We start from the raw sequence: 15,136 nt of genomic DNA, 5'->3' as shown, positions 1-15,136 counted from the left end.
GGAAGGGCGCGAGCTTATGCCAGGAGGCTCCCTTCCTCTCCCTCCGGAGGGGGGAGAGGTGGCGCTGCGGAGCAGCGACGGAGTGGGGGAAGGCATTCGCCAAACGCGCAGCCGCGGCAAGACAGGCGGCGCAGTGCTACCGAGATCAATCAATCATGCCGGTGCCCAAAATGCCTGGCCGCGACCTCGACATGCGTATGCCCCACATGCGCCTCGAAGCGCTCGGTGTCGCCGGCATCGTTCATCGTCTCGTTCGGCCACCAGGCGCCGCCGATGGCGATGCCTTCGCAGACCAGCCGCTGGTCGGCGACCAGCGAGGCGCCGACCGCGTCGATGAAGGTGAAGCGGCCGGAATGCTGCCGCAGCAGCGCGACGTCGCCGGCGGTTCCGACCTTGAGCGTGCCCAGATCAGGCCGCGCGATCGCCTGCGCCGGCGCTTGGGTGGCGGCGCGCAACACCTCGACCAGCGGCATGCCGAGCGCCAGCAGCTTCGACATGCACACCAGTATGTCGAAGGCCGGACCGTCAACGCAGTAGAGATGCACGTCGCTCGAGATGACGTCGGGCGCCAGCCCTTCGGCCAGCATGGCGCGAGCGACCTCGAAGTCGAACGAGCCCATGCCGTGGCCGAGATCGAAGATGACGCCGCGCTCGCGCGCCAGCCGCATGTCGGGCCGCACGGCGCCGGAGGCGAAGACCGGCGCGTTGGGAAACGGCCGGAAGCAATGGGTGAGAATGTCGCCCCTGCGCAGGCGCGGCAGCACTTCCGAGCGCCCGGGCGGGGGCTCGTCTATGTGCGCCATCAGCGGCAGACCGGATTTGTCGGCCGCCTCCAGCGCCAGATCGACCGGCGCGATGCCGCTGGTGCCGCCGGCATGCTTGCCGGAGCGGACCTTGACGCCGACGACGACGTCCGCGTGCTCGCGCACCGCCGCCACCACTTCGCGCGGTTCGCAGAGCCTGAGATCGCTGCACTCGCCGACCGACACCGTCTGCGAGAAGCCGAAAATGCCGGCGAAGGAGATATTGACATAGGCCAGGATGCGCACCTTCGAGCGCTCCATGACATGACGGCGAAAGCCGAGGAAATTGCCGGCGCCGGCACTGCCGGCATCAATGAAGGTGGTGGTGCCGCTCTTAGCCGCCAGCCGGTCGGCATCGACGCCGAGCGAGGTGCCGCCCCAATAGACGTGGCTGTGCAGGTCGACGAGGCCGGGCGCCACGATGCAGCCCTTGGCATCGATGACGCTGGCCGCGCGGTCGGCGGGAATGTCGGCGTCGATGGCGGCGACGCGGCCATTGGCGATGGCAAGATCGCGCGGCGCGTCGAGCCCGGCCGCCGGATCGATCAGCCGCCCGCCCTTGAACAGAAGATCAAATTGCATCGGGCGCGCCTCCGCTTCGTCCCATCCTCGCCGACGGCCGTCAGAGCGGCCGGTAAGCGACGGCTTCCACTTCGATCTTGATGTCGATCATCAGCCGCGATTCGACCGTGGTGCGGGCCGGCGGGTTCTTCGGGAAATGCCTGGCATAGACGGTGTTGAAGGCGCCGAAGTCGCGCGCGTCCTCCAGCCAGACGGTGGTCTTGACCACATCGTCCATGGTGCAGCCGGCCTGCGCCAGCGCCGCCTTGACGTTGGAAAGCACCTGCTCCGTCTGTTCGGATATGCCGCCCCTGACCACGATGCCGTCGCCGCCGACCGGCACCTGGCCCGAGATATAGACGAAGTCGCCGGCCCGCACCGCGGGTGACAGCGGGACATGCGACGTTCCAAAACATTGCTTGGGCAAGAGCGGACCTCCTCTGATGCTATGACGGGACACGATGGGAGCGCCCGCTTCGGCCGAGATTTACCCCGATCGAGGCGATCCCGATAGAGGTCTTGTTGGAAAGCAACATTCCTGGAAATCATGTTGCTTTATTACAGAAGCGCTTGCATCGTGCGCGCTCGCCGGCCGGGCTTGAAACGGACGGGCGCATTTCCAGAGCGGAGAACCGAGAATGACCTTCGACAAGAACCCGTTTCCATCAGGTGATGCCGACCGCCACGCCCTCTGGGAGATGCTGGTGCGGCGCGACATCGATGCCTTCATCGGTCAGGACTGGTCCATGGTCGAGGACGATTTTGTCGCCGAAAGCTTCTTCGGCATGCACGCGCATTTTCTTGCCAACGCCGACGCCTGGCGGCTGCAGTTCCCGCGGCTGGAGATCTATCGCGACGAGTGGCTGCGCCAGGCCAAGGAAACGGCGGCGACCAAATTCGCCGAGCCGCTGCGCGAGGCGCTGTTCCGCGTCACCAACCTGCGCGACATCGATGTCGACGGCGACCGCGCCGTGCTGCACAAGAAATTCGACGGCACCGTCGCCAAGGCGGATGGCGGCGTCGATCGGCTGAAATGGCAGACGCTGTATTTCTGCAGGAAGGTCGGCGGCAGCTGGAAGATCGCGGGCTTCGTCGGCTACATGCCCTATCCGCTGGGAGGCTGATAGCGCCTGTTGTCGAGGGCGGTCGGTTTTTGCAACCGATCCGACGATCAGTAGAGCGTCACGAAGGCCGGGAACAGCAGCCCGCTCTCCCGGAGATATTCGATCAGCTCGATGGCCGGGAAAATGGCCAGGAAATAGAGCCCGTCATAGAAGGTGCGCTTCAGCGCGCGCGTCGAGAATTGCAACTCGTCATTGTCGCGGTAGAGCAGCGGGTTCGGCCAGAAGCGCGGCGTGGCCTTGGTGTAGGCGAGATAGGCCGGGCCGAATTTGCCCAGGAGGTATTCGGCTTCCTTGCGCGCCGTGACGCGGAAGATGAGGAAGCTGGCAGCGCCCAGCGCCACGGCCGCCAGAACCGAGCCGTAGAGCAGTCCGATACCGACAGCGCCCACCGTCGAGAAGAAATAGAGCGGGTTCTGACTTATCGAGAACGGTCCGATCGAGACCAGTTCCTCGTTTTTCTTGCCGCCGACATAGAGGATGCTCCAGAGCCGGCCGGCGACGCAGGCGAGCACCAGACAGAAGCCGAGGAATTCGAGCGTCTCGTGGCCTTGCGAGCCCTCGTTGAGCCCAGGCTTGGTGAGGAACAGAAGCAGGACCGCGAACACCGCCGCCACTCGCACGAAAATCAGCCGTTTGCGCTGGACGAAGGCCTCTGAGACCGGCTTGAGGGAAGCGTAGGTCATTCGTGTTTTCCTGGGGCGCTGGCGAGGCCCGCGTGCACTCGGGCACGCCATTGATGGCGGATACAAGGCAATCGCTTTCTATCAAAGCAGCGCACGACGTTCGTAAAGCCTTTTTGCGCCAACCAGGTCCAACCTTACGAATTTGTATGCCGGCGGACAGGCTGGAGTGAAGTCGCTTCCATATCATTGCGATGCCGGTCCGCCATGGGCCGACATCAACTATGGCCGCCGGACCACCGGCATCGGACAGGGACTGGTTTCATGAGAAGATTTGCACTTGCCATTGCGGTGGGCAGCCTCGCTGTCTCGGCTTCGATCTCGCCCGTTTTCGCCGCCACCGCACCTTGCGAGGACACACTGAAGGCTCTTCGCGCGGCGGAGGCTACGGTTAAGCTCGGCGCCTCCGACAAGGCGAAGGTCTCGGAACTGGAGACCCAGGGCATCGAACGCTGCAATGCCGACGATGATAAGCGCGCCGACGACTTCTTCGCCCAGGCCATGAAGGTCATAGGCAAGTAAGTCCGCGAATCACAAACCGCAGGACATCCGCCATGCTCACTTCCAACGCGCAAAAGCCCGCCGGATCGACCCACAACAGGGTCCCGGACGTCACCGCCGATTTCTGGCTGATCAAGCTGATGGCGGTGACCATGGGCGAGACGGCGGCTGACTATCTCGCCGTCAACCTTGGCCTTGGGCTGACCGCCACGTCGTTGATCATGACCGGCGTCCTAGTCGTTGCCCTTGCCCTCCAGTTCGCCCAGAAACGCTACGTGCCCTGGGCTTACTGGCTGGCGGTGGTGCTGATCAGCGTCGTCGGCACGCTGATATCAGATAATCTGGTCGACAATTTCGGCGTGCGTCTCGAAACGACCACGATCGCCTTCACCGTCATGCTCGCCGCCACATTCGCTGTTTGGTATGCAAGCGAGCGGACGCTGTCGATCCACACCATCTTCACCACCCGGCGCGAGATCTTCTACTGGCTGGCGATCCTGTTCACCTTCTCGCTCGGCACCGCCGCCGGCGATCTCGTCGCCGAGAGCTTCGACATGGGCTACCTGACGACCGGCCTGCTGTTCGGCGGCGTAATCGCGGTCATCGCGGGTGCCTATTACCTGCTTCATCTGGACGGCATTCTCGCCTTCTGGCTCGCCTATATCCTGACGCGGCCACTTGGCGCCTCCTTCGGCGATCTGCTGTCGCAGCCAGTCGAATATGGCGGCCTCGGTTTCGGCACCACCTTCACCAGCCTGATCTTCCTCGGCTGCATCATTGCCCTGGTTCTCTACATGACGCTGAAGAAGACCGCAGACGATGCCGACGAGATCTTGCTGGAATCGGACTGACGCCGGACAAGCGCAGCCGAGCTTACCGGCCACGTGCCATCCTAGGAACGGACCCACGCCGGTGCTAGCCTGTTCCCAACATCGGCAATCAACCGGAACAGCGATGCGACTTCTTCTTGTCGAGGATGACCACAGGACGGCTGACTACATCGTCAGGGGCCTGACCGAGGCCGGCCATGTCTGCGACCTATTGCGCAACGGGCACGACGCGCTCTTCGCCGCGACCAGCGGCGGCTATGACGTGATCGTGGCCGACCGGATGATCCCAGGCCTCGACGGCCTGTCGATGGTTAAGGCGGTCCGTGCGGCGGGCGTGCGCACGCCGGCGATCTTTCTCACGTCCGTCGGCGGCATCGACGACCGTGTCGAGGGCCTCGAGGCTGGCGGCGACGACTATCTGGTCAAGCCTTTCGCCTTTTCCGAATTGCTTGCCCGCATCAATGCGCTCGGCCGCAGGCCGGCCGCACTGGAGCAGAAGACCGTTCTGCGGGTAGCCGACCTCGAAATGGACCTGATCATGCGCCGCGTTGCCAGGCAGGGCCAGCCGATCGACCTGCAACCGCGTGAGTTCAGCCTGTTGGAAGTGCTGATGCGCGGCGAGGGCCGGGTGATCACCCGCACCATGCTCCTGGAGCGCGTCTGGGATTTCCATTTCGATCCCAGGACCAGCGTCGTCGAGACCCATATCAGCCGCTTGCGGGCCAAGATCGACAGGCCTTTCGAAACCCAGCTCATCCATACGGTCCGCAATACCGGCTACAGCCTGCACGCACCGCTTTCACCATGACCGCGACATGGTCCCGGCTGCCGCGCAGCACGCCGTTCCGGCTCGCCTTGACGTTCGCCTTCCTGTTCATGCTGGCTTTCGTGCTGTCCGGCGCCATCGTCTACCGGATGATGAGCGCCGATCTTGCGGGACGGCTCGACGAAACCATCAGGGAAACCTACTCGGTCGTCGCCGCAACGTATACCGAGAGCGACCTCGAGGACCTGATCGCCACGGTCGAGAGTCATTCGCAGCTCAGCTCCAAGAAGGAACAGCTCTTTTCGCTGACCGACGCGGCCGGCAACCGTCTGGCCGGCAACTTCACCGCGGCTGGAGTTCCCGACGGGTTCTCGATGCTCGACGCAAAAATGCCCGGTGTGCCGGCCGGTGCCCAATACCGTGCCTATTCCGGCTCGATTGGCGGCAACAATCTGACGATCGCCTTCAGCCTGTCCGAGACGGAGGAACTGGAAACTATCATACTGATGAGCTTCGGCTGGGCGACGCTGATCATCGCCGGGCTGGCGGTGGCCGGCGGCGCCTTGCTCGCCTCGCGCGTTCAGCGCCGGCTCGACGGCATTGCCGCCACTATGGTGGATGTCTCGCATGGCCGGCTGGATACCCGCATTCCACTGACCGGCAATGGCGACGACATCGACGTCGTGTCCAATCAGGTCAATGCGGCTCTTGATCGTCTGTCGGCGCTGGTCGAAGGCATGAAGCAGGTCAGCGCCGACATTGCGCACGATCTGAAGACGCCGCTCAATCGGCTGCAGATGATTCTGGAGGGCGCGGCCGACAAGGCGGCGCAGGATCAGGATGTCTCCGGCGACCTGGCCGACGCGCGCGCGGAGGGTCACCAGATCAACGAGACCTTTGACGCGCTGCTTAGAATTGCACAGATCGAGGCTGGCGCGCGCAAGGCGCGCTTTACCGATGTCGATCTCGGCGAGATTCTGCAAACCATCGCCGAGATCTACACCGAGGTGGCAGAGGACGACTGCAAGTCGCTGTCGTCGCAGCGGCTGGACGGGACGACGGACCGGGTCCATGGCGATCGCGAGCTGCTGATGCAGATGTTCGCCAACCTGGTCGAGAATGCGCTGCGCCATTGCCCGCCCGGCACCGCGATCAAATTGTCGGCCGAACGCCGGGACGAGCATATCCTGGCCAGAGTCGCCGACAACGGTCCTGGCATCCCGGCGTACGAGCGTGAAAAAGTGTTCCAGCGGCTCTACCGGCTGGACCACAGCCGCTCGACGCCAGGCAGCGGCCTCGGCCTCAGCCTCGTTAGGGCCATCGCCGACCTGCACGGCGCATCGATCACGCTTGAGGACTGCCGGCCGGGTCTCGCCGTGATGGTGAGTTTCCCGCTGGCGTCGGGTTAGCCGGCGATAGACCTGGATCCTCTGTCCGTCATCCCGGTCTTACGGATCCGTAAGGCGCCGGCCAGCTGCCCGACAACTCGCCTCGCTAGGATCGACCGATCTTCTCTCGATCCGGGGGAAGCGGGGCGGCAACTGTAATCGTTCCGACCCCTCGATGCCGAACCACTTCGGCACCACAACAAGCGTTAGGAGAAAAGACCATGAGGAAATTCGTCATCGCCGCCGCGACAGTGCTGGCGGCCGCATCCTCGACGGCAGCCCTTGCAAGGACGGTTACCAGCACCATCGTCAATGTCGATGCAAAGGGCGACGCCATCACGCTGGCCGACGGCAAGACGCTGAACCTGCCGGAGGGCATAGAGGTCGAGACGCTGAAGCCCGGCAAGAAGGTGATCGTCACCTATTCGACGAAATCCGGCAAATCGCTGGTCTCGAACATCCAGCCTGCCAAGTAAAGGCGGCACGACCGGTCCGCCTGCGGCCCGGTTTTTCACCGGTGATCACCGATCGATCCGCGTCGACAGGATGATCGATGACGACGTCCGTTCGACGCCTTCGAGGGCGCCGATCTGGTCGAGCAGCGTGTCCAGGTCCTTGATCGACGGCGCGTCGGCGATGACGATCATGTCGAAATTGCCGCTCACCGAATGCAGCGTCCTGACCGGCGCCAGGGCTCGCAGGCTGCGCACCACCTTGTCGGCGAGCTTGGGCGTTACGGTGAGCAGCACATGCGCCCGCACCAGTCCCTGTTCATAATCGGGCGCAAGCTTGACGCCGTAGCCGGCTATGATGCCGCGCTGCTCCAGCCGTTCGATGCGGCTCTGCACCGTGGTGCGCGACACGCCGAGCCGGCGCGCCAGAGCGGCGGTCGAGGCGCGGGCGTTCTCGCGCAACAGGACAAGCAGGGCCTGGTCGGCATCACTCAGCATTTCAACGAACCTGGTCGGCATATCGGCAAAAAGGGTACTTCATTTCGTACAATTCCACGCTTCCTTTCGTCCGGCAAGCCGCGATTGTAGCGGGACAAATCAACTGTCGGGCGAGGGAACCGGGTCATGAAGAAAATTGTTGTCGTCGGCGCCGGCAAGATCGGCTCGACCATTGCCGAGATGCTGCTTTCAACCGGGGACTATCACGTCACTCTCGTTGACCGCTCGGCCGCGCAGCTTGCCGCGGCCGAACTGCCTGACGGGGTCGAGACGCTGGAACTCGACATCGCGGCCGCGGGCACGCTGGAAGCTGCGCTCGCCGGAAAATTCGCGGTGCTCAGCGCCGCTCCCTTCCATCTGACCACGCGCATCGCCGAAGCCGCCGCAAGCGCCGACGTGCATTATCTCGACCTCACCGAGGACGTCGTCTCGACCCGGCGCGTGAAGGAACTGGCGCGTTCGGCCAACAACGCCTTCATCCCGCAATGCGGGCTGGCGCCGGGCTTCATCTCGATCGTCGCCAACGACCTCGCCAGCCGTTTCGATACGCTGGAGAGCGTGCGCATGCGGGTCGGCGCGCTGCCGCAATATCCTTCGAACGCGCTGAACTACAATCTGACCTGGAGCACCGACGGCGTCATCAACGAATATTGCGAGCCCTGCGAGGCGATCGTCGAGGGCGAGCTGGTCGAGGTGCCGCCGCTGGAGGAGCGTGAGGAATTCTCGCTCGACGGGGTGACCTACGAGGCCTTCAACACCTCCGGCGGGCTCGGCACGCTGGCCGAGACGCTGAAGGGCAAGGTGCGCACGCTCAACTATCGCACCATCCGCTATCCCGGCCACGCCGCCATCATGAAGGCGCTGCTCAACGACCTCGGCCTGCGCCACCGCCGCGAGGTGCTGAAGGACATTTTCGAAAGCGCGCTGCCAGCGACGCTGCAGGACGTGGTCATCGTCTTCGTCACCGTCTCGGGGCGCAAGAACGGCCGCCTGCTGCAGGAGACCTACGCCAACAAGATCTATTCGAAGCGGGTCGGCCAGACGGTGCGCAGCGCCATCCAGATCACCACGGCATCGGGAATCTGCGCCGTGCTCGACATGCTGGCCGACGGCACCTTGCCGGCGACCGGCTTCGTCAAGCAGGAGGACATCGCGCTCGACGCCTTCCTCGCCAACCGCTTCGGCCGTGCCTACGCCCAGCACGAGATGGTCAGCCGGCTGGCGAGCTGACGCGCCCCAGCGGACGGCCAAGGCCCTCGGGACAACGGCCAGCTCCGTCTGGCCTATGGCCGTGCGAGGCCTTTGCCCGCAAAGTGGTTGCGAACACCCCTTGCGAGGATGCCATGCGAAAGCTGATCTCCACCGGTTCGCCCTTCGAGAAGACCGCCGGCTATTCGCGCGCCGTGGTGCAGGGCGACTGGTGTTTCGTGTCCGGAACGACCGGCTATGACTATGCCTCGATGACGATGCCGGAAACGGTCGAGGCGCAGACGCGCAATTGCCTGGCAACCATCGCCAGTGCCTTGCGGGACGGCGGCTTCGACATGGAAGATGTGGTGCGCGCGCATTACTATATCACCGACCAGGCCTTCGTCGACGTGGTGTTCCCCATTCTCGGCGAAGCGTTCGGCGAGATCAGGCCGGCGGCAACGATGATCGTGTGCCAGCTCAACAGACCGGAGATGAAGATCGAAATCGAGGTGACGGCGCTTCGGCGCACAGACTGAGGAGGCCAATGCCATGGCAGTGCGGCGTATCGTAGCCAATATCGAAACAAAGGACGCGGCATCGGCGAGGCGCTTCTACCATGACGTGCTCGGCCTCGATGTGCTCATGGATCAAGGCTGGATCGTCACCTACGGGTCCGAGGAAAGGATGCAGGTACAGGTCAGCTTCATGGCGCAAGGCGGGTCGGGCACGCCGGTGCCGGACCTGTCGATCGAGGTCGACGACGTTGATGCCGCACTCGACGCCATGAAGGCAGCCGGCTTCGCCATCGAATACGGGCCGGCCGACGAGCCCTGGGGCGTGCGGCGCTTCTATGTGCGCGACCCTTTCAACCGGCTGGTCAACATTCTCTCGCATCGGTGAAACATCTGCAAAGCGCCGAGGCGACTGCTGACCTGGACATGCTGGCGGGACAGCGCCCCCCTCTGGCCTGGCGGCCATCTCCCCCTCAAGGGGGGGAGATTACGCACTTAGCCGCCTTCGCCAATTGTTCTTCCTTGCGTCGCAACCGCTTGGCGGTTAGCAAGGCCGCGGTCGCACAGCGCCGCGCGCCTCATTGGCGCGCGAAGGATGCTGTGCAAATCGAAACGCATTCTTTCTGGGACGGCTCTCCATGGCTTCGAAACATCTCTTCCTGCTTCCCGGCGACGGCATCGGCCCCGAGGCCATGGCCGAGGTCAAGAAGCTGATAGCGGCCATGAACGAGAAGCTCGGCAGCGGCTTCGCCACCGACGAGGGGCTGGTCGGCGGCTGCGCCTACGATGCACATGGTGCCGCGATTTCCGATGCCGACATGGAAAAGGCTGTTGCCGCCGACGCCGTGCTGTTCGGGGCCGTCGGCGGTCCGAAATGGGATGCCGTGCCTTACGAGGTTCGCCCCGAGGCCGGCCTGCTGCGCCTGCGCAAGGACATGGAGCTGTTTGCCAATCTCAGGCCCGCGATCTGCTATCCGGCGCTGGCGGCGTCCTCCTCGCTGAAGCAAGAGGTGGTCGAAGGCCTCGACATATTGATCGTGCGCGAACTGACCGGCGGCGTCTATTTCGGCGAGCCCAAGCAGATCATCGATCTCGGCAACGGCCAGAAGCGCGGCATCGACACCCAGGTCTACGACACATTCGAGATCGAGCGCATTTCGGGCGTCGCCTTCGAATTGGCGCGCACGCGCAAGAACCATGTCACCTCGATGGAAAAGCGCAACGTCATGAAGTCCGGCGTGTTGTGGAACGAGGTCGTCACCCAGACCCACAAGGCCCGATATTCCGACGTCAAGCTCGACCACATGCTGGCCGATGCCGGCGGCATGCAACTGGTGCGCTGGCCAAAGCAGTTCGACGTCATCGTCACCGATAACCTGTTCGGCGACATGCTGTCCGATATCGCCGCCATGCTGACCGGCTCGATCGGCATGCTGCCTTCCGCCTCGCTCGGCGCGCCTGATGCCAAGACCAAGAAGCGCAAGGCGCTTTACGAGCCGGTGCACGGTTCGGCGCCCGATATCGCCGGCAAGGGCATCGCCAACCCGATCGCCATGATCGCTTCCTTCGCCATGTGCCTGCGCTATTCCTTCGCCATGGTCGATGAAGCCGACAAGCTCGAAGCGGCAATCGCCGCCGTGCTCGACGACGGGCTGCGCACCAAGGACATCCTCTCGGCTGGCATGACCGAGGTCGGCACCGTCGAGATGGGCGACGCGATCATCGCCAAGTTCCTGGGCTGACCCCAATGACGGTCGACGTCCGCTGGGCGACGGCCGGCGACGCGACGGCGCTCGCCACAATGCTGTGCGACATGGCGGTGCATTACCGGCAGCCGCCGCTCGACCACGAGCGCGCCTTGTCGGCGGCACGCAAATGGCTGGGCGAGGAAAGCCCGGCCTATCCGCATTTCGCGCTGGCTTTCGTCGGGGCCGAGATCAGCGGCCTGGCGTCGGTAGCGATCGCGCATCCCGGCATCGACCTCGAGCGGCTATTGTTCCTCAAGGATCTGTTCGTGCACGACAAGGCTCGCAACGCCGGCGTCGGCCGGGCGCTGGTCGGCTTTCTCGCCGACCATTGCCGGCGCAACGGCATCGGCCGCATCGACCTGACCACCGAGGACTGGAACGAAGGCGCGCTGCGCTTCTACGACCGGCTTGGCGCCGAACGCCACGGCCAGAAGATCTTTCTCAGGCTTTCGGGCGAGGCGCTGGGGGCGGTCAGACCCTGACGCCCGCCGGCACCGGTCCCCAAGGATTTTCGCCCAGCTGAGGCGGCATAAGCCCGAAGACTAGCACGGCGATGCCGCCAATGAGCGGGATGAAGCAAAGCAGGGCAAACCAGCCGCTCAGGCCGGCGTCATGCGCACGCCGTACGAGGAGCGCAATGCAAGGCAGGATCAATCCCGAAAAGAACACCAGTAGGGGTATGAACCCTATGAACCCCATCGGCGTCCTGTCCGCGTTGGTTTCGAAGCCGTTGATCGCCAGTTCAACAAGTATCCCGAAGCCGAAAAGCGCGAGCACCCCGAGGGTGTAGAATAGCCAGAAGGCCCAGAATTCCTTGCGGCGGGAGCGTCCGGTGAAATTGCCATAATCCGCGATCACCGCGCGCCAGAAATAAGCCCACAGCCCCGTGGAGTAGGCGGGCCGGCTTCGGGCAGAACGGCTGGTCTGCCGTGGCTGACTGGTGGTTGACGACGATGCGGCCGAGGCCGTGGCGACAATGTGGTGCGCCGTGCCGTCGCCCGGCTGGAACTCGACGAGGGTACCCCTGCCCAGGGGCAGTTCCAGGCTGAAATCGATACGGGAAAAGATGTAGCGTTTGCCGTCGGTTCCGTTGATGTAACCGTAGTCCTGGCCTTCGTCATAGTGGAACACCGTCCCGCGCATGCTCTGCCCCATTTCACATTGCGTCGCGAGACGCTACTTAAAGTTGCATGTAATTGCAATACGCACGCAGGGCTACGTTCTGGCGCCCGCCGGCACCGGTCCCCACTGGTTCTCCCGGGCCTGGGTCGGGATGAGCGCGAAGACCAGGATGATCAGGCTGTCGATGGTGGGGATCAGGATCACCAGGAAAAGCCAGCCGGTCAGGCCGATATCGTGCAGGCGACGCACGGTCATGCCGAGGCCAGGCAGAAAGGTCGCAAGTAGGAAAAGGCCGAACAGGCCAATCGTCACCGCCGGCATTTCAGCGTCGTCGAGATTGCCCATCGCGGCATCGGCGAAAATGCCGATGCCGGTCACTGCCAGCAGCGCGACGAACCAGAACAGGCAATAGGCCCAGTATTCCTTGCGGCGGGCGCGGCCGGTGAAGTTGAAATAATTCTCGGTGATGCCGCGCCAGAAATAACCCCACAGGCCGGGCTCGGCCGGCCCGGTGCTGGCGGCGCGGCCAAAATGCCGCGGCTGTGCGATTTGAGCAGCGGAAGAGACGGACGCGCCGGTTCGCGCATGGGCGCCGGCGGCCACGCCGGTTGGAGGCGCGGATTGGGCGCCGGCCGGGAAGATGTCGCGCGCCTGGCCGCCGCCGGGCTGGAATTCAACGGCCGTGCCTCGGGCAATTGCGATTTCGCGGCGCAGATCCTCACGCGCGAAAGTATAGCGCTCACCATCCGCCCCGGTGATGAAGCCGAAGCCCTGGGTCTCGTCATAGTGAAGAACTTCGCCGCGCATGCCCCGATCCCCCGAACGCCCGACCAGACTGTTCAAAGTTCCGGCGGATCGCAAGGGGCAGCATGAAAATGCGACGGCTGGCGCGGCAGCCATCGTGACGACATGGCCGGGAGATCTCAGCTCGGCCGCTTCTTCGCCTTCTTGGGTTTCGGCGGTCCGGCGTTGTCGAATTTCGGCTTGCCCGGCTTTTTCGCCCAGGGCTTCGCGTCAGATGCGGCGGGGCGCTGGTCGCCAGCCGGCGCGCGCTTCTCGAATTTGCGCTTCGGCGCGTTCGGGTCGAACGGCGCCTTGCCGCGATGCGGTTTCTTGTCCGGACCTGGCGGCTGGTAGCCGGCGCGCGACAGGTCCGGCATGCCGTCCAGCCGTTTCACCACGATGTTACCCTGCAATTTGCGGTCGGGACCAACGGCGGCGAGGAAACGGTCGGCCCAGTCGGCGGCGATCTGCACGAAGGTCTCTTCCGGCTGCATCTTGATGGCGCCGATCTCGCGCTTGGTGATGCTGCCGGTGCGGCACAGCATCGGAATCAGCCAGCGTGGCTCGGCATTCTGCCGGCGCCCGACCGACAGCGAAAACCAGACGCTGGCGCCGAAATCGTCGCGGCGGCTGGGCGCCTCGTCGCGGCGCGCGAAGTTTTCGCCCGCCGGTCTTTCACGCGACGGCGTGAACGGCGCGACGTCCATCAGATCCTCTGGCGCCGAGCGGCTCGAGCGGCACAGCCGCACGAAGGCGGCCGTCACCTGCTCGGCGCCGTGCTTGGCGAGAAGCGCGTCGATGAAGCCGCGTTCGTCGTCCTTCACCGGTTCATCGAAGGTGGGATCGGCAAGGATGCGCTCGTCATCGCGGCGGATCACGTCGTCGGCGGATGGCGGACTTGCCCATGTCGCGGTCAGCTTTGCGCTCGCCAGCAGGCGTTCGGTTCGCCTGCGGGCGCTGTTGGGCACGATCAGCGCGCTGACGCCCTTGCGACCCGCGCGTCCGGTGCGGCCGCTTCGGTGCAGCAGCGTTTCCGGGTTGGTCGGCAGGTCGGCATGGATGACCAGCTCCAGATTGGGCAGGTCGATGCCGCGCGCCGCGACGTCGGTGGCGATGCAGACCTTGGCGCGGCCATCGCGCATCGCCTGCAGCGCGTGGCTGCGTTCGTTCTGGCTGAGCTCGCCCGAGAGCGCGACGACTGAAAAATTGCGGTTGTTGAAGCGTGCGGTGAGATGGTTGACGGCGGCACGGGTGTTGCAGAACACCAGCGCGTTTTTCGCCTCGTAGAAACGCAGCACATTGATGATGGCGTTCTCGCGATCGGCCTGGGCGACGCTGAGCGCCCGGTATTCGATGTCGAGATGCTGCTTCTCCTCGCCGGCGGCCGAGATGCGCACGGCGTCACGTTGATAGCCCTGGGCGAGGGTTGCGATGGAGCGCGGCACGGTGGCCGAAAACATCAGCGTGCGGCGCTCGGCGGGGGCGGCGTCGAGGATGAATTCCAGGTCCTCGCGAAAACCGAGATCGAGCATCTCGTCGGCTTCGTCCAGCACCACCGCCTTCAGCGCCGACATGTCGAGCGAGTTCCGCGTGATGTGGTCGCGCAGCCGACCGGGGGTGCCGACGACGATATGGGCGCCGCGCTCCAGCGCGCGCCGTTCGGTGCGCATGTCCATGCCGCCGACGCAGGAGGCGACCGTGGCGCCGGTCAGCTCGTAGAGCCATTCCAGTTCGCGCGTCACCTGCAGCGCCAGCTCGCGCGTCGGCGCCACCGCCAGCGCCAGCGGGGCCGCGGCATGGGCAAAGCGGTCGGCGCCGCCGAGGAGCGTCGGCGCCATGGCAAGGCCGAAGGCCACCGTCTTGCCGGAGCCGGTCTGCGCCGACACCAGCGCGTCGGCCTGGCCAAGTTCCAGGACCGCCTTCTGCACCGGCGTCAGTTCGGCATAGCCGCGTTTTTCCAGCGCCTTTGCCAGCGCAGGAACAAGTGCTTCGAAGTTGGACATCTCGCTCTTTCGGAATTCAGGGCTTGCGCTCATCATGGAGCACATACAGGGCTGGCGCAGCGCCAGCCAGACGATCTCGCCCGTTCGTACTTGCTGGCGCCGCTCTTGTACAGGGCAGGCGGCACCGCCTTCCCTTCTCCCGCAAGGAGGGAAGGAAGAAACACCACTGATTGA

18 protein-coding genes are annotated in these 15,136 nt (G+C 64.5%); 11 read left to right on the top strand and 7 right to left on the bottom strand.

What is annotated here, in order from left to right:
- Positions 1-149 precede the first annotated feature (149 nt).
- The gene (locus LB545_RS02840; protein ID WP_140492090.1) at positions 150-1,385 is read right to left on the bottom strand and encodes an amidohydrolase/deacetylase family metallohydrolase; all 1,236 of its coding nucleotides are present in this window, start codon (positions 1,383-1,385) and stop codon (positions 150-152) included.
- A gap of 40 nt (positions 1,386-1,425) precedes the next feature.
- On the bottom strand, positions 1,426-1,791 hold the full coding sequence (locus LB545_RS02835) for a RidA family protein (protein ID WP_140492093.1): 366 nt from the start codon (positions 1,789-1,791) through the stop codon (positions 1,426-1,428).
- 211 nt (positions 1,792-2,002) lie between these two features.
- Here LB545_RS02835 and LB545_RS02830 point away from each other — a divergent pair, with 211 nt between their 5' ends.
- Positions 2,003-2,488, top strand: a complete 486-nt coding sequence (locus LB545_RS02830) for a hypothetical protein (protein ID WP_140492097.1) — start codon at positions 2,003-2,005, stop codon at positions 2,486-2,488.
- 47 nt (positions 2,489-2,535) lie between these two features.
- Here the strand turns inward: LB545_RS02830 and LB545_RS02825 are convergent, their stop codons facing one another.
- Complete coding sequence (locus tag LB545_RS02825; RefSeq protein ID WP_140492100.1) at positions 2,536-3,171, bottom strand: methyltransferase family protein; 636 nt, start codon at positions 3,169-3,171, stop codon at positions 2,536-2,538.
- Positions 3,172-3,432: 261 nt separating this feature from the next.
- Here LB545_RS02825 and LB545_RS02820 point away from each other — a divergent pair, with 261 nt between their 5' ends.
- The 5 genes from LB545_RS02820 (at position 3,433) to LB545_RS02800 (ending at position 7,129) form a co-directional block, all read left to right on the top strand.
- Complete coding sequence (locus tag LB545_RS02820) at positions 3,433-3,690, top strand: hypothetical protein (protein ID WP_140492103.1); 258 nt, start codon at positions 3,433-3,435, stop codon at positions 3,688-3,690.
- Positions 3,691-3,722: 32 nt separating this feature from the next.
- Positions 3,723-4,520 carry a hypothetical protein gene (locus LB545_RS02815; RefSeq protein WP_140492106.1) on the top strand — a complete coding sequence of 266 codons (798 nt, stop codon included), beginning with the start codon at positions 3,723-3,725 and terminating at the stop codon, positions 4,518-4,520.
- A gap of 103 nt (positions 4,521-4,623) precedes the next feature.
- The gene (locus LB545_RS02810) at positions 4,624-5,307 is read left to right on the top strand and encodes a winged helix-turn-helix domain-containing protein (protein ID WP_140492109.1); all 684 of its coding nucleotides are present in this window, start codon (positions 4,624-4,626) and stop codon (positions 5,305-5,307) included.
- Positions 5,304-6,674 carry an ATP-binding protein gene (locus tag LB545_RS02805; protein ID WP_140563898.1) on the top strand — a complete coding sequence of 457 codons (1,371 nt, stop codon included), beginning with the start codon at positions 5,304-5,306 and terminating at the stop codon, positions 6,672-6,674. The genes LB545_RS02810 and LB545_RS02805 overlap by 4 nt, the downstream gene beginning before the upstream one ends.
- A gap of 200 nt (positions 6,675-6,874) precedes the next feature.
- Entirely contained in the window at positions 6,875-7,129 is a 255-nt protein-coding gene (locus LB545_RS02800) for a DUF1344 domain-containing protein (RefSeq protein ID WP_140492115.1), read from the top strand.
- Between the two features lie 45 nt (positions 7,130-7,174).
- Here LB545_RS02800 and LB545_RS02795 read toward each other — a convergent pair whose 3' ends face one another.
- Positions 7,175-7,603 carry an Lrp/AsnC family transcriptional regulator gene (locus LB545_RS02795; RefSeq protein ID WP_140559207.1) on the bottom strand — a complete coding sequence of 143 codons (429 nt, stop codon included), beginning with the start codon at positions 7,601-7,603 and terminating at the stop codon, positions 7,175-7,177.
- 126 nt (positions 7,604-7,729) lie between these two features.
- Between LB545_RS02795 and LB545_RS02790 the strand changes: the two genes are divergently transcribed.
- From LB545_RS02790 to LB545_RS02770, 5 genes are all read left to right on the top strand, one after another.
- Complete coding sequence (locus LB545_RS02790) at positions 7,730-8,833, top strand: saccharopine dehydrogenase family protein (protein ID WP_224704380.1); 1,104 nt, start codon at positions 7,730-7,732, stop codon at positions 8,831-8,833.
- A 113-nt stretch (positions 8,834-8,946) separates the two neighbouring features.
- Positions 8,947-9,330 carry a RidA family protein gene (locus LB545_RS02785; RefSeq protein WP_140524557.1) on the top strand — a complete coding sequence of 128 codons (384 nt, stop codon included), beginning with the start codon at positions 8,947-8,949 and terminating at the stop codon, positions 9,328-9,330.
- A gap of 13 nt (positions 9,331-9,343) precedes the next feature.
- Positions 9,344-9,694: a VOC family protein gene (locus LB545_RS02780; protein ID WP_140559208.1), complete on the top strand. Its 351-nt coding sequence runs from the start codon at positions 9,344-9,346 to the stop codon at positions 9,692-9,694.
- Between the two features lie 250 nt (positions 9,695-9,944).
- A complete protein-coding gene (leuB, locus tag LB545_RS02775) occupies positions 9,945-11,048 on the top strand; it encodes a 3-isopropylmalate dehydrogenase (RefSeq protein WP_140492129.1) in 1,104 nt (367 codons plus the stop codon).
- A 5-nt stretch (positions 11,049-11,053) separates the two neighbouring features.
- Positions 11,054-11,536 (top strand): GNAT family N-acetyltransferase, encoded by a 483-nt coding sequence (locus tag LB545_RS02770; protein ID WP_140759127.1) that lies wholly within the window; start codon positions 11,054-11,056, stop codon positions 11,534-11,536.
- Here the strand turns inward: LB545_RS02770 and LB545_RS02765 are convergent.
- From LB545_RS02765 to LB545_RS02755, 3 genes are all read right to left on the bottom strand, one after another.
- The gene (locus tag LB545_RS02765; RefSeq protein ID WP_140759129.1) at positions 11,526-12,197 is read right to left on the bottom strand and encodes a DUF805 domain-containing protein; all 672 of its coding nucleotides are present in this window, start codon (positions 12,195-12,197) and stop codon (positions 11,526-11,528) included. The two genes, LB545_RS02770 and LB545_RS02765, sit on opposite strands and share 11 nt — an antisense overlap.
- A gap of 72 nt (positions 12,198-12,269) precedes the next feature.
- Positions 12,270-12,983 (bottom strand): DUF805 domain-containing protein, encoded by a 714-nt coding sequence (locus tag LB545_RS02760; protein WP_224704379.1) that lies wholly within the window; start codon positions 12,981-12,983, stop codon positions 12,270-12,272.
- Between the two features lie 116 nt (positions 12,984-13,099).
- A complete protein-coding gene (locus LB545_RS02755) occupies positions 13,100-14,962 on the bottom strand; it encodes a DEAD/DEAH box helicase (protein WP_140514040.1) in 1,863 nt (620 codons plus the stop codon).
- Between the last annotated feature and the right edge of the window lie 174 nt (positions 14,963-15,136).

This window comes from Mesorhizobium sp. BR1-1-6 (genome assembly GCF_020165355.1).
Taxonomy (GTDB): Bacteria; Pseudomonadota; Alphaproteobacteria; order Rhizobiales; family Rhizobiaceae; genus Mesorhizobium.
This window is presented reverse-complemented; position numbering and strand designations above follow the sequence as displayed.